The sequence below is a fragment of the Bradyrhizobium sp. Bra78 genome (assembly GCF_024519855.1).
Classification (GTDB): Bacteria; Pseudomonadota; Alphaproteobacteria; order Rhizobiales; family Xanthobacteraceae; genus Bradyrhizobium; species Bradyrhizobium japonicum_G.
The window spans coordinates 344,249-357,214 of the sequence record NZ_JALJRE010000006.1 but is presented as its reverse complement, the minus strand read 5'-3'; the positions used below and the strand labels follow the sequence as shown (position 1 = coordinate 357,214).

Here is a 12,966-nt window from a genome sequence, read left to right as displayed (position 1 = left end):
CGTTCAGAGCAGGAATGCAAGCGCCGCTTCGCAGCGCTCCTCGACCTTGAGCGTGAGCAGATCGTCGGCGCGGGTGCGCCCGAGATTGACCGCAGCGATCGGGATCTGCCGCTGCGCGGCAGCCTGCACGAAGCGGAAGCCGGAATAGACCATCAGCGATGAGCCGACGATCAGCATCGCATCGGCCTGCGACAGATGATCCTGCGCGGTGGCGACGATTTCGCGGGGGACGTTCTCGCCGAAGAACACGACGTCGGGCTTGAGGATGCCGCCGCAGGCCTCGCAGGCCGGCACCTCGAACGACGAAAAATCCGCGTGCTCCAGATCGGCATCTCCATCGGGCGCATCCGCGGCGTCGAGCGCGAGCCATTCCGCATTCGCGCGGCCCAGCGTCTCCTGGAATTCGCTCCGCGGCGTCTTCGCTCCGCAACCCATGCAGCGAACCAGGTCGAGCCGGCCATGCAGGTCGATCACCTGCCGGTGGCCGGCGGACTGATGCAGCCGATCGACGTTCTGGGTCAACAGCATCCCGCAGCGCCCGCTCGCCTCGAGCCGGGCCAGCGCGTGATGCGCATCGTTCGGCCTCGCCTGGCCGAACCGCCGCCAGCCGATCAGGCTGCGCGCCCAATAGCGCTGGCGCGTGCGCTCTTCGGACATGAAAGCCTGGAAATTGACCGGCTGGGTGCGCTTCCAGTTGCCGTGGCTGTCGCGGTAGTCGGGAATGCCAGAGTTCGTGCTGCAGCCGGCGCCGGTCAGCACGAACAGACGTTCGTGGCGGGCGACGAAATCCTGAAGCGGCGCATTTGTCATGGCGAAGATGTAGTCTGCGCAACCCGCTTTTGCCAGATCACCGGGATGCCTCTTTGAGCAACCCGCATCACCCTTGCGTTCCGATCATTGCGTTGGCGGCTTCGAGGACAGGTTCGGTTTCGCCGGCGCGGATTGCTTGTGCGAGACGACGGCCTTGCCGGGCGCAGCTTCGGGCGTGGCAGGCGCCACCGGTGCGGATTGACCGACTGACAACGACACGCCGAACACGCGCCACTGTCCGTCGACCGGCGCGAACAGCAGCTCAAAATTCACCTGCGACGGCACTGACGGAAAAAATCCTGCCATGTGCAGCAGACCGTTCGGCTCGATCTGCGGCAGCAGCGACAATTGCGGATCGATGACGGCAACGCCGGAGAGATCGAGCTTGTCGCCGCGCTGCTTGGCAAAGATCTCCGCGAGCCGCGCCGCGGTGTTGACCTGGAAACCCGGTGCGCCGAGATCGCGCAGCACGGTGTAGTTCCCGGTCTTGTTGGCGTGATCGAGCGCAAGCAGCGTCGAGCGGATCAGCATCAGCACGCCGTTACGGTCGATGTTGGCGGGCTTGGCTGCCTGTTGCTGCTGGGATGACGCCTGATGCGACTGCGACTGCGACGGCGGCGGCGTCTGCTGCGCAGATGTCGTCACCGCCCCCAGAATCAGGAGCCCGAGCATCACAAGCCCGAGGCCCGCACTCAACCGACGCAGCGTCATGGCGAATGCGTTCTTCCTACCACTGGATCGAGACAGCACCACGCCCGCCTGCAACGTCGCGCTCGAGCCCGATGCCGCCGCCGGCATTGGCGATGATCGCATAGCTCTTGCCGTCATAGAGCAGCGCCGTGGCGCCGAGGGCGAACGCATTGGCGCCCTCGAAATTGCCGTAGCCCGCCGAGAGTGCGAATTTGCGGCCCGCTTGCAGGGCCGGCATCGAACCGGCCGCGAGCGCAACGGCGGTGCCGCTGCGCGCTTCGAGCCGGTTGTCCATCACTTGCGACTGCAGCGAAGTCACCTGCGATTGCAGTGAAGTGATGCTCGCCGGGTTGAAGCTCGACGTCGCGAGGTTGCCGGCGGCGTCGGTGGTAACGAAGGAGACCGGCCCGCTCTGCGCCGCAAGGCTCGCGGTGGATGCGACGCCGGCCAGGCGATAGGTATTGCTTGCCGTACCGATCGCGACCTGGTTGGCGGCCGTCGCCGTCGCGCCGGAGCCGATGGCGGTGGAGTTCGTGAAACCGGCCGAGGCGCCAGTGCCGATCGCGGTCGCGCTGCTCGAGGCAGCGCTGGCTCCATTTCCGACGGCTGTCGAGGACGCCCCGGACGCGACACTGGCAAGACCGATCGCGATCGCCCTGTCACCGGACGATTGCGCGCCCAAGCCAGCGGCTCCGTCACCACCGCCTCCGATCGCGATACTGTAAATGCCAGAAGCGGTGGCCGCGTTGCCGACTCCGGCTCCGTCGCCGCCGCCCATCGCGGTACTGCCAACGCCCGCCGCGGTGCTATAGCCGCCGGTGGCCGTGCTGTAGTCAGCGCTTGCTAGGGTACCGATGCCGGTCGCCGTGCTGTAGACTCCGGACGCTGTGCTGAGGAACCCGCTTGCCGTCCCGCCCGTTCCGTCCGCCTTGCTGGCCCCACCGACTGCCGTGCTTGCGTTACCCGTTGCCTCGCTTTGGCCGATCGCCACGCTGCCGTTACCGCTCGCTTGGCCGCCGCAAGCGACGGCGCCGACGCCAGGCGCAGAACCGAGCGCGGTGCCTGTTACCGCCGCGCCGCAGACCCCTTGCGCAGCGGCGGGCGCAAGATCAAGCGTCAAGACGAACATGGCGAGCACCACGGCTGCAGCCAGGGCTTTGGTCAAACAAAGCATCGCTTTAATGATCGCAGAAGGCATTTGCGCTCTCAGGTCCAGAGGTCGGGTCTGTCCCGATCGGTGGCCGGATACGGCCGCCGCGAATGTGGGCCAAGGCGACAGGCCGGACATCAACCGTTCGGTTGAAGTCGAAGCACTGCCGGTTTCTGGTTGCCGCTTTTGGACGGGGCTGTTGCCGAAATGCATCCCGGGTGACGCAGGCAATTCTGCAACACAAGACAGAAAACCAGCCGCCGTATGCCGCTATCGAGCCGCCTTCAACCCAACGGTTGATGCGCTCCCGGCGCTCCTTCCGCACCGTGGAGCGAACGATGAATGGGGCGTCAAGGAATGTCATTCAGGTTGCTTCGCCGACTGAGCCATGCAGGCCAGCGGAAACGCGCGAGCGTGGGGTCCACGGTACGTCGCGCGAACGTCGTCCGTCGCCTTGTATCAGCAAGTTTCGTCCTCGCGGCCGCGGCGGTCCCGTTGCTGGCGGCCGATGCGGCAGCGGCCGCCGACTACGCGGCGGGTGGCGGCGTGAACAACGGCCCCGCGGGTGAAGCGACGGCGGTGGGAAGCCTTGCCACGACGAACGGCCCCAGTGCAGCAGCCTTCGGCGAACAGGCCAATGCGGACGGCTCGGCTGCCACGGCGGTTGGTCAATTCAGTCACGCAACCGGCTTCCTTGCCACGGCAATCGGCGGCAACACGATAGCCACTGGCGGCGCCGCGACCGCGCTCGGCAGCCAGGCCACCGCGATCGGCGACAGCACGACAGCAACCGGCTTTTTCAGCAATGCGACCGGCCTGAATGCAACCGCGACGGGATCCCTTAGCAAAGCGACCGGCGACAACGCAACCGCAACGGGCTCTTCCAGTCAGGCGATCGGAATCAACGCAACGGCTGTGGGCGCAAATAGCATTGCCAACGGCGCGACTGCGAGTGCCTTTGGAACCGGAGCAGAGGCGCTGGGGGCAAACTCGGTCGCGATCGGCGCAGGGTCGGTGGCAAGCGCTCCCAACACCGTGTCGTTCGGCACGGCCGGCAACGAGCGGCGGCTGACCAACGTCGCCGCGGGCATCAATCCGACCGACGCCGTCAACATGAGCCAGCTGAGCAGCATGTCGTCAGGCTTCCAGTCGCAGCTCTCCGGGCTGCAGTCCCAGATCTGGGACAATCGTACCGAGGCGCGGCGCGGCATCGCGGCGGCGGTCGCAACCGCAAGCGCGCCGATGCCTTCGGCCCCCGGCAAGACCACCTGGCAGATGCGTGGCTCGGTCTATCACGGCGAAGGCGGCTTCGGCTTCGGCTTCGCCCATCGCCTCAACACCGCGATGCCGCTGAGCGTGGTCGGCGGCTACGGCAATGGCGGCGGCACCGAACACACCGCCTATGTCGGGATCGGCGGCGAGTTCTAGCGACGCTTCAGCTCGCCCAATTGTCGCGAAACTCGGGAAACAGCGTCAGGCCTCCGCAGGCGTAGATGGTCTGCCCGGTGATGTAGCTTGCTTCATCCGAGGCGAGGAAGGCAAACACGGCGGCGATCTCCTCCGGCGTGCCGACGCGGCCGAGCGGAATGTGGCTGGTGACGACGCCGCGCTTCTCCGGATCGCCGGTCCAGGCCGCGTTGATCGGCGTGTCGATCGCGCCGGGCCCGACCGCGTTGACGCGGATGCCGCGGCCGGCGAATTCGAGCGCCAGCGTTCGCGTCAGATTGGCCATGCCGCCCTTGCTGATCGAATAGGCGAGATAGCCGGGCTTCGGGATGATCTGGTGCACGCTGGTGCAGTTGATGATGCTGCCGCCACCGCCGCGCGCGACGAAATGGGCGAGCGCCTTCTGCGCGCAAAGCACGGCGCCGTTGAGATTGACGTCGATGATGCGGCGGTAGGTCTCGATGTCGAGCGCCTCGCTCGGCGATTCCCGCTGGAAGCCGGCATTGTTGACCAAGCAGTCGAGGCGCCTCCAGCGCGCCAGGATGGTCTCGAACATTGCCGCGACGTCCTGCTCGTTGCTGACGTCCGCCCTGACGACGACATGATCAAGCCTGCCGTGACCGCGATCGCTCGATGCCGTGCGTGCCAGCGCGAGCGTCTCTTCCCCCTTTTCGGGATGATCGACATAGTTGATGGCGACGGTCGCGCCCTCCTGGGCGAGCCGGATGGCGACGGCGCGGCCGATGCCTTGTGAGGCGCCGGTCACCAGCGCGTATTGGCCGACGAGGCGCGAATGAAACGAGGTCGATCGATCGGTTTGTGGCATGAGTTCTCTCCGGGATGCCTGATCATCGACGGAACCGGCTTTTTGTTCCATCCCTCAGCGCATCGCTGCGATTCATTCGGCGCGCCGGGCGAGCGGCGAGGTCAGGATTTGGTACAGGATGATGGCGCCAAAGGTTGCGGTGCCGATTCCGCCGATCGTGAACGCGCCGAATTTGAGCGTGAGATCGCCCGCGCCCGCCGTCAATGCCACGGCAATCGTGATCAGGTTCGCCGGATTGGCGAAGTCGACCTTGTTCTCGACCCAGATCCGGCCCGCCATCGCCGCGATCAATCCGAACAGCACGATCGAGAGCCCACCGATAACGGGACCCGGGATCGACAGGATCAGCGCGCCGAATTTCGGCGAGAAGCCGAGCAGGATGGACACCGTGGCCGCGAAGCCAAACAGCAAGGTCGAATAGACCTTCGTCGCTGCCATGACGCCGATGTTCTCGGCATAGGTGGTGACGCCGGTGCCGCCGCCGCAGGCCGCCACGATGGTCGCGAGGCTGTCGGCGAGCAGCGCGCGACCGAGATAGTCATCGAGGCTCCGGCCCGTCATGGCGCCGACGGCCTTGATGTGACCGAGGTTCTCGGCGACCAGAATGACCGCGACCGGCGCGATCAGGAAGATCGCATCGGCATGGAAACTCGGCGCCGTGAAATTCGGCAGGCCGAGCCACGGCGCGGCCGAGAGCTGCGCGAAGTCGACCGGCTTGCCGAAGCCCAGGCCGTTCGCGAACAGCAGGTACAAGACATATCCGCCGATCGCGCCGAGGATGATCGGCAGGCGGCGCCACAAGCCGGGAGCGGCAACTGCAACCACGCCGATCATCAAAACGGTCGCGAGCCCGATCCAGGTATCGAACGCATTGGCGCTCACCGCCTTGACCGCGACCGGCGCGAGGTTGAGGCCGATCGCGGCGACCACGGCCCCGGTGACGGCCGGCGGCATCAGGCGCTCGACCCAGCCGACGCCCGACCACATCACGATCAGCGCGATCACACCGTAGAGCACGCCGGCGCCAATGATGCCGCCGAGCGCGACGGAGAGATTCGGATTCGGCCCCTGCCCGGCATAGCCGGTGGCGGCGATGACGACGGCGATGAACGCGAAGCTCGAGCCGAGATAGCTCGGCACGCGCCCCGCAACGATGACAAAGAAGATCAGCGTGCCGATGCCGGAGAACAGCACCGCGACATTGGGATCGAACCCCATCAGCAGCGGCGCGATGATCGTTGAGCCCGACATTGCGACACAATGCTGGAGACCGGAGACGACGGTCTGGCCCCATGGCAGCCGCTCTTCGGGCATGATCACGCCGGAGGTCTTCAGCTTCCAACGCGGGAAATAGCCCTGTGATTGCTCGTCCGAGCCGGTGGCGATCGACATCTTCCCCCAGTTGCGGTGCAGCGATCGATCTTCGTGCGAACAGACAAAAATGTGATTGTCGCTTCTGCGACGGCCATCACATGATGCAAATCATGCAAGATCAATACGTTCCGGGGCATACAATATGACACAACTCGCAATCCAGCCAGCCATCCATCGCCGGCATCAGCCCTGGTACAAGATCCTCTACGTGCAGGTACTGATCGCGATCGCGCTCGGGGTGCTCATCGGCTATTTCTATCCCGATCTCGGCAAGGCCTTGAAGCCGCTCGGCGACGGTTTCATTGCGCTGATCAAGATGATGATCGCGCCGGTGATCTTCTGCACCGTGGTGCACGGGATCTCCTCGATGGGCGATCTCAAGCGCGTCGGGCGGGTCGGGTTGAAGTCGCTGATCTATTTCGAATCGGTCTCGACCGTCGCACTCGCCGTCGGCCTTTTGGTCGGCGAGGTGCTCCAGCCCGGGCACGGCTTCAACATCGATCCTGCCACGATCGACCCGAAGTCGGTGGCGACCTACGTCACCAAGGCCAAGGAGGAAGGCATCGTCGCCCATCTGATGGCGATCATCCCCGACAGCTATCTGGGCGCCATCGCGCGCGGCGATCTGTTGCAGGTGCTGCTGATCTCGATCCTGTCGGGCTTCGCCATCGCCTTCCTCGGCAAGGCCGGCGAGCCGATCGCGGAAGCGATCGACAAGGCCGCAAAGATGTTCTTCGGCATCATCCGCATCATCGTGCGCGCGGCCCCGATCGGTGCCTTCGGCGCGATGGCGTTCACCGTCGGCGCCTACGGCCTCGGCTCCTTGCTCAACCTCGCGGCCCTGATCGGCACGTTCTATCTGACCAGCATCCTGTTCGTGCTGGTCGTGCTCGGCGCGATCGCGCGCCTCGCCGGCTTCTCGATCCTGCGCTTCATCGCCTACATCAAGGACGAATTGCTGATCGTGCTCGGCACCTCGTCGTCGGAGACGGTGCTGCCGCAGATGATCCAGAAAATGGAGCATCTCGGCGCCTCGCGTTCGGTGGTCGGCCTCGTGATCCCGACCGGCTACAGCTTCAACCTCGACGGCACCAACATCTACATGACGCTGGCGACGCTGTTCCTGGCGCAGGCGACCAACACCCATCTGACGATCTGGCAGGAGCTCGGCATTCTGGGTATTGCCATGATCACCTCGAAAGGCGCCTCGGGCGTCACCGGCGCCGGCTTCATCACGCTCGCGGCCACGCTCTCGATCGTGCCTGATATTCCGATCCAGTCGATCGCGATCCTGGTCGGTATCGACAAGTTCATGAGCGAATGCCGCGCGCTGACCAATCTGATCGGCAACGGCGTCGCCTGCGTCGTCATCAGCATCTCCGAAGGCGAGCTCGACCGCGATGCGCTGCACGAGACCATGGCGCATCCACTGGAGATCGGCGAAGCGCTGGAACCGGGTGGCGGTGCGTAAGGCCGCTCGGATCCGCGCCACGTCGAGCCAGGTTCCGACGCGGTAGTTTCCCGGAGTGGTAAATTGGTGCGGCGCGAGTCACAACAGCCGCATTGGGATCACCGATTGATACTCAATTTTTCCACCCGACGCGCTGGGGGCAGAGCGTCGGGTTTTTGAAAATCAATTCGACGACGTGCTGACACGTCTAGGCTGCGAGTCGGGATCAGATAATCCCGCCATGCTCGTGTTACGCCTTGTCGGCGAGATCGAGCCATCGCGCGATCCCGATCGCCTGCAAGAACGCTTCATCATGACTGACGACGAGCAGCGCGCCGTCATAGGCTCTCAAGCCTGCTTCGACCGCCTCGATGGAGTCGATGTCGAGATGGTTGGTCGGCTCGTCCAGGATCAGCAGGGACGGCGGCACCGATCCGCCGAGCACGCAGGCAAGCCCCGCGCGGAACATCTGCCCGCCACTCAGCTGTCCCGCGATCTGCAAGGCCGCATCGGACCGAAACATGAAGCGCGCCAGCGCGGCACGGCATTCATTTGCGCCTGCCTTCGGATTGAGCCGGCCAAAATTGTCCAGGATCGAGATCTCAGGGTCGAGCAGGCTGACCTTCTGGTCGAACAGCGCGAAGTCCGGCCTGACCCGCACGGTGCCCGAGAAAGGCCGCAGCTCACCGGCGATGAGTTTCAGCAGCGTCGTCTTGCCGGAGCCGTTGGGCCCGACCAGCGCGACGCGCTCCGGCCCGACGATTGTCAGCGACAGATCGCGAAACACCGGCCGCTCCGGCTGATAGCCCGCGCTGACCTTGTCGAGCGAAAGCACGTCCCTGCCCGCGGGTAGATTCGTCGCGGGCAGCCTGACGGACAGCGGCTGAAGAATCTCGATGCGCCGGCGTGCCGTGTCGACAGCCTCAAGCGCCTCCGCGCGCCGCCGCTCGGCGATCTGCGCAGTCTTGCCGCCGCTGTCCTCGCTGCGATCCCTGCGCGCGCCGGCGAGGATCCGCGGCATGTCGCCCCTGGCACTCTTCTTCCTGCCGCCACTGTCCTTGCGCGCTTTCTTTTCCGCAGCCTCCTGTGCCTTGCCGTCGATCTCCGAAAGATGCTTCTCGGCATGCGCGAGGTCGTGCCTGACGGCGGCGAGCTCTACGGCCTTCTGCGCGCGAAAACTGCTCCAATTCCCGCCGTATCGTGTGGCCCCGAGCGATGTCAGCTCGACGATCGCGTCCATCGTCTCGAGCAGCCCGCGGTCGTGGCTGACGACAATCGCGCCGCCGCGCCAGCCGGCGAGGAGATCGGTCACCGCCTTGCGTCCGTCCCGGTCGAGATTGTTGGTGGGCTCGTCCAGCAGCAGGAAGTCAGGCTCGGAGAACACCAATGCGGCGAGACGAACCCGCGTGATCTGGCCGCCGGACAGGCAGGACAGCTCCGTATCGGGAGACGGATCGAACCCCAGGCGCCCCAGCGCGGCCTCCAGCCGCGCTTCGAGCGTCCAGTCCATTGCGGCGATGTCGTCGGCCGAGGCATCGCCCTGCTCGGCGCGGCGATGCAGCTCCAGCGCCTGCCGCACACCGAACAGATCGGCCACAATCGCACCAGGAAGGATCTGAACGTCCTGTCGCAGCAGGCCGATGGTGCCATTGACCAGAACACGACCGGACTGGGGAGCGTGTTCCCCTGACATCGACGCAAGCAGCGTCGTCTTCCCGGCGCCGTTGCGGCCGACGAGACCGGTCCGCTCGGCTGCGAGTGTCAGATCGATGTTGGAGAGAAGAGAACGGCCGTCAGGCGTGGACAGCGACAGGTTCGACAGGACGATTGAAGCAGGCATGGAATTCCCCGTGAGCAAGGCGGATGGGCTTTGCCGTCGGGATGAAATCCATGGATGCGAAACTCCTGGTTGAGAGTTCTCTAACTAGCCGCTTCGAAGAACGAGATCAAGTCGCGGGGGGACGGCAGCGCGCGCTGTCGTCCCTCGCCGGCCGATCGCGATCAACCCTTGAGCGCGGTGACCACCACCTCGATCAGCACGCTGCCGCCGAGATCGGCGACGCCCACGGTGGCGCGGGTCGGCAGATTGTCGCCGAAGAACTCGGTCCAGGCCGCGTCCATTTCCTTCTTCTTGGACAGATCGGTGACGAAGATCGAGGCGCTGACGATGCGGCTCTTGTCGGTTCCCGCTTCCTTCAGATAGCCGGCGATCTTGCCGAGGATGTTGCGAGTCTGGTCCCCCATGGACACGGACGTGTCGTCGGCGATGGTGCCGCCGAGGAAGACGAAGCCGTTGGCCTCGACGGCGCGGTGCATGATGGGCGTGCGGATGCTGCGGGTGATGCTCATGATGTCCTCTTGTCTTGTTGCTAGAGCGTGGAAGGATGGAAGCGGTCGATGCCGAGATCGCCGATCCTGGTCTGGGTGCCGCCATTGACGATCAGCTCCGCCATCACGGCGCCGGCGCCGGGGCCGAGCTGAAAACCGTGCAGCGAGAAGCCGAACTGGTGAAAAAGGCCCTTGTGCCGCACGCTCGGCCCGAACACGGGGATGTCGTCCTTCATCTTCGCCTCGATGCCGGCCCAGGCGCGCATGATGGTCGCATCGCGCATCACCGGAAACAGCTCGAACACGGTGCGGGCGCTGGTTGCAAGGCTCTTCCAGTCCAGCACCGTCTCGTTGCGATCCTGGAAGGGCCTCGCCAGATGTCCGCCGCCGATCAGCACGGTGCCGTTGGAGAATTGCTTGAAGGAGAGTTTTCGTCCGCGCAGGATCACGACGGGATCGATGAAATGCGGCACGCGCGAGGTGATCATCAGCATCGGCGCCACGGTCTCGACCGGCACCGGCTCGCCGAGATCAGCAGCGATCTTGCCGGCCCAGGCGCCGGCGGCATTGACCAGCACCGGCGCGGCAAAGCTCTCGGCACCGACATCGACATGCCATAGGCCGTCGCTGTGCCGGATGTTGCTGGCCGCCACGCCCTCGCGCACGGTGGCGCCAAGCTGCTCGGCCTTGCGGCGGAACGCCGTCGTCGTCTGCGCCGGATTGGCCGCGCCGTCGCGGCGCGAGACCACGCCGCCGGGACAGGTCTCGGCGACCGCAGGCACGAGACGCCGGAGTTCAGTCGCGTCGATCAGCTCTTCATGGGTGAAGCCGAGCGCGTTGAGTTCGGCCACACGCGCGCGGCAGACCGCGAGCTCGTCCTCGTTTTCCGCGACGAGCACCTGGCCGTGACTCTCGAAGCTGCAATCGTCGTCGAGGAGATTGGAGATCTTCTCCCAGATTCCCATCGAGCGGATCGAGAGCGGGATCTCCGGGATGTGCCGCGCGAGCTGGCGGACGCCACCGGCGTTGACGCCGGACGCATGCCGGCCGGCATAGTCCTTCTCGATCAGCACCGGCTTCAGGCCGGCGAGGCACAGATGCAGCGCGGTGGAGCATCCGTGGATGCCGCCGCCGACGACGATCGCATCCACGTTCTGGGTCATCCGCGCACCACCGCCTTGATATCGTCTTCGCTCTTCGGGACGGCGGCAAGCTCGGCCAGCGTGATCGGCTTGACCGGCGCGCGCAGCCGGTAATAGCCGATCTCCTGCGGGGTCTTGCCCCGCGCCTGCGCCATCAGCTCGGTGACGGTGAGGCCGCAGAGCCGACCCTGGCACGGGCCCATCCCGGTGCGGCGATAGGCCTTGAGTTGGTTCGGCCCGGTGGCGCCGATCGCGACGGCATCGAGAATGTTTTTCGCGGTTACCTCTTCGCAACGGCAGACGATGGTGTCGCCCGAGGGAATGCGGAACTGCGGTGACGGGCGGAACAGCGTGTCGAGGAAGATACGTCCGCGCTCGGCCTTGGCGAGATCGGCACGCAGCGTCGCCATCGCGGGAAGCTTCGCGCCAGCCGCGGGGGCCAAGGCTTCTACCGCCGCCCGCGCAGCGATGCGCCCGCGCACCACGGCGGCATTCGCGCCGCCGATGCCGGCGCCGTCACCGGCAATCGCAATGCCGGCGACCGATGAATTGCCGCTCGCATCGAGCACCGGCGACCAGCACAATTGCAGCTCGTCCCAGCCATGCTCGATGCCGGCCGCCATCGCCAGATTGACGTTCGGCACCACGCCCTGATGCAGCAGCAGCAAATCCGCGGGGATGGTCTCGCGCTTGCCGCCGGCGACATAGCTCACACTCGCGAGCTGGCCGTCGCCGGCTGCCGACAGCTCAGTCACGCCTGACACGACCTGCACCTTCGCTTTCACTTCGCGCATCATCGACAGGCCCTTGGCGAAATAGGGCGAGGTCAGGAAAGCGAAGGCGTGCGGCAGCGCCGCGAAATAATTGCCGCGCTCGGTGGTGTCGAGGATGCGGTCGATCCGGCCCCCGAGGCGCAGGATCTGCGCGGCGAGCAGCCAGAGCAGCGGCCCCTGCCCCGCGATCACCGTGCGGCCATCGGGCACCAGCGCCGATGATTTCAGCATCGTCTGCGCCGCGCCCGCGGTCATCACGCCCGGCAGCGTCCAGCCGGGAATCGGAAACGGCCGCTCCAGCGCGCCGGTCGCAAGGATCACGCGCTTTGCCTTGACGAAGGCCGAGGCCCCACCGACGGAGACGGCGATTTCGAGGTTGCGGTCGAGGCTCCAGACCGTGGCGCGATGAATGATTTCGGCACTGCTCGCGCGCAGCGCCTGCACGAGATCAGCCCCGACCCAATAGTCGGCACCGAGCTGATTGCGCTCGGTCACCGGCGTGGAAGCGATGGCGCGAAACACCTGGCCGCCCGGGCCGACATTCTCGTCGAGCAGCAGCGTCGACAGCCCGGCTTCGGCGGAGGTCGCAGCCGCGGCGAGGCCGGCGGGCCCGGCACCGATCACCACGACGTCGTAGGCTTCGCGCTTGGGAGCCACAGTCATTTTCCGATCTCCCGCTTGCCCTTCTGGATCTCGATCTGCATGCCCTCGGCGACGGGCACGAGGCAGCCCTGGCGATTGCCGACGCCGTCGATGGTGACGAGGCAGTCGAAGCACACGCCCATCATGCAATAAGGCAGACGCGGTGCGCCGCTCACTGCCGTGGAACGTCGCGCGTCCTGGCCGGACGCCAAGAGCGCGGCGGAGACGGTGTCGCCCTGGCGCGCCGCGACGGCGATGCCATCGACGAAGATCTGCACTTGCGGGCGTTTGTCCTGTTCGGATCGTCTAAACATGGGATGCCTCATGGCTCCTTC

The 12,966-nt window shown here is 65.8% G+C and carries 12 protein-coding genes; 2 read left to right on the top strand and 10 right to left on the bottom strand.

Annotated features, from left to right (window positions below):
* Nucleotides 1–3: 3 nt before the first annotated feature.
* The 3 genes from OC450_RS16775 to OC450_RS16765 form a co-directional block, all read right to left on the bottom strand.
* Nucleotides 4–810 carry an NAD-dependent protein deacetylase gene (locus tag OC450_RS16775; RefSeq protein WP_262048292.1) on the bottom strand — a complete coding sequence of 269 codons (807 nt, stop codon included), beginning with the start codon at nucleotides 808–810 and terminating at the stop codon, nucleotides 4–6.
* A gap of 84 nt (nucleotides 811–894) precedes the next feature.
* On the bottom strand, nucleotides 895–1,521 hold the full coding sequence (locus OC450_RS16770; RefSeq protein WP_211382183.1) for a hypothetical protein: 627 nt from the start codon (nucleotides 1,519–1,521) through the stop codon (nucleotides 895–897).
* Between the two features lie 16 nt (nucleotides 1,522–1,537).
* Nucleotides 1,538–2,698 carry a YadA-like family protein gene (locus OC450_RS16765; protein WP_256805676.1) on the bottom strand — a complete coding sequence of 387 codons (1,161 nt, stop codon included), beginning with the start codon at nucleotides 2,696–2,698 and terminating at the stop codon, nucleotides 1,538–1,540.
* A gap of 447 nt (nucleotides 2,699–3,145) precedes the next feature.
* Between OC450_RS16765 and OC450_RS16760 the strand changes: the two genes are divergently transcribed.
* Nucleotides 3,146–4,078, top strand: coding sequence for an adhesin (locus OC450_RS16760; RefSeq protein WP_262048291.1), 933 nt, complete (start codon nucleotides 3,146–3,148; stop codon nucleotides 4,076–4,078).
* Nucleotides 4,079–4,085: 7 nt separating this feature from the next.
* Here OC450_RS16760 and OC450_RS16755 read toward each other — a convergent pair whose 3' ends face one another.
* Together OC450_RS16755 and OC450_RS16750 are read right to left on the bottom strand one after the other, a co-directional pair.
* Nucleotides 4,086–4,922, bottom strand: coding sequence for an SDR family oxidoreductase (locus OC450_RS16755; protein WP_262048290.1), 837 nt, complete (start codon nucleotides 4,920–4,922; stop codon nucleotides 4,086–4,088).
* Between the two features lie 72 nt (nucleotides 4,923–4,994).
* Nucleotides 4,995–6,314: a solute carrier family 23 protein gene (locus OC450_RS16750; RefSeq protein ID WP_211382179.1), complete on the bottom strand. Its 1,320-nt coding sequence runs from the start codon at nucleotides 6,312–6,314 to the stop codon at nucleotides 4,995–4,997.
* 124 nt (nucleotides 6,315–6,438) lie between these two features.
* Here OC450_RS16750 and OC450_RS16745 point away from each other — a divergent pair, with 124 nt between their 5' ends.
* Entirely contained in the window at nucleotides 6,439–7,767 is a 1,329-nt protein-coding gene (locus tag OC450_RS16745; protein ID WP_262048289.1) for a dicarboxylate/amino acid:cation symporter, read from the top strand.
* A gap of 229 nt (nucleotides 7,768–7,996) precedes the next feature.
* Here the strand turns inward: OC450_RS16745 and OC450_RS16740 are convergent, their stop codons facing one another.
* The 5 genes from OC450_RS16740 to OC450_RS16720 form a co-directional block, all read right to left on the bottom strand.
* A complete protein-coding gene (locus OC450_RS16740; RefSeq protein WP_262048288.1) occupies nucleotides 7,997–9,586 on the bottom strand; it encodes an ABC-F family ATP-binding cassette domain-containing protein in 1,590 nt (529 codons plus the stop codon).
* A 161-nt stretch (nucleotides 9,587–9,747) separates the two neighbouring features.
* A complete protein-coding gene (locus OC450_RS16735; protein ID WP_262048287.1) occupies nucleotides 9,748–10,095 on the bottom strand; it encodes a RidA family protein in 348 nt (115 codons plus the stop codon).
* Nucleotides 10,096–10,115: 20 nt separating this feature from the next.
* Nucleotides 10,116–11,237 carry an NAD(P)/FAD-dependent oxidoreductase gene (locus tag OC450_RS16730; RefSeq protein WP_256805674.1) on the bottom strand — a complete coding sequence of 374 codons (1,122 nt, stop codon included), beginning with the start codon at nucleotides 11,235–11,237 and terminating at the stop codon, nucleotides 10,116–10,118.
* On the bottom strand, nucleotides 11,234–12,652 hold the full coding sequence (locus OC450_RS16725) for an NAD(P)/FAD-dependent oxidoreductase (RefSeq protein ID WP_262048286.1): 1,419 nt from the start codon (nucleotides 12,650–12,652) through the stop codon (nucleotides 11,234–11,236). The genes OC450_RS16730 and OC450_RS16725 overlap by 4 nt, the downstream gene beginning before the upstream one ends.
* Nucleotides 12,649–12,945 (bottom strand): (2Fe-2S)-binding protein, encoded by a 297-nt coding sequence (locus OC450_RS16720; RefSeq protein ID WP_211382174.1) that lies wholly within the window; start codon nucleotides 12,943–12,945, stop codon nucleotides 12,649–12,651. Before OC450_RS16720 ends, OC450_RS16725 begins: the two co-directional genes overlap by 4 nt.
* Nucleotides 12,946–12,966: the final 21 nt, after the last annotated feature.

What these genes read in the sequence shown, in the direction of transcription:
- OC450_RS16775 (WP_262048292.1), bottom strand. Translation starts at nt 810, where the DNA reads ATGACAAATGCGCCGCTTCAGGATTTCGTCGCCCGCCACGAACGTCTG.
- OC450_RS16770 (WP_211382183.1), bottom strand. Translation starts at nt 1,521, where the DNA reads ATGACGCTGCGTCGGTTGAGTGCGGGCCTCGGGCTTGTGATGCTCGGG.
- OC450_RS16765 (WP_256805676.1), bottom strand. Translation starts at nt 2,698, where the DNA reads ATGCCTTCTGCGATCATTAAAGCGATGCTTTGTTTGACCAAAGCCCTG.
- OC450_RS16755 (WP_262048290.1), bottom strand. Translation starts at nt 4,922, where the DNA reads ATGCCACAAACCGATCGATCGACCTCGTTTCATTCGCGCCTCGTCGGC.
- OC450_RS16750 (WP_211382179.1), bottom strand. Translation starts at nt 6,314, where the DNA reads ATGTCGATCGCCACCGGCTCGGACGAGCAATCACAGGGCTATTTCCCG.
- OC450_RS16745 (WP_262048289.1), top strand. Translation starts at nt 6,439, where the DNA reads ATGACACAACTCGCAATCCAGCCAGCCATCCATCGCCGGCATCAGCCC.
- OC450_RS16740 (WP_262048288.1), bottom strand. Translation starts at nt 9,586, where the DNA reads ATGCCTGCTTCAATCGTCCTGTCGAACCTGTCGCTGTCCACGCCTGAC.
- OC450_RS16735 (WP_262048287.1), bottom strand. Translation starts at nt 10,095, where the DNA reads ATGAGCATCACCCGCAGCATCCGCACGCCCATCATGCACCGCGCCGTC.
- OC450_RS16730 (WP_256805674.1), bottom strand. Translation starts at nt 11,237, where the DNA reads ATGACCCAGAACGTGGATGCGATCGTCGTCGGCGGCGGCATCCACGGA.
- OC450_RS16725 (WP_262048286.1), bottom strand. Translation starts at nt 12,652, where the DNA reads ATGACTGTGGCTCCCAAGCGCGAAGCCTACGACGTCGTGGTGATCGGT.
- OC450_RS16720 (WP_211382174.1), bottom strand. Translation starts at nt 12,945, where the DNA reads ATGTTTAGACGATCCGAACAGGACAAACGCCCGCAAGTGCAGATCTTC.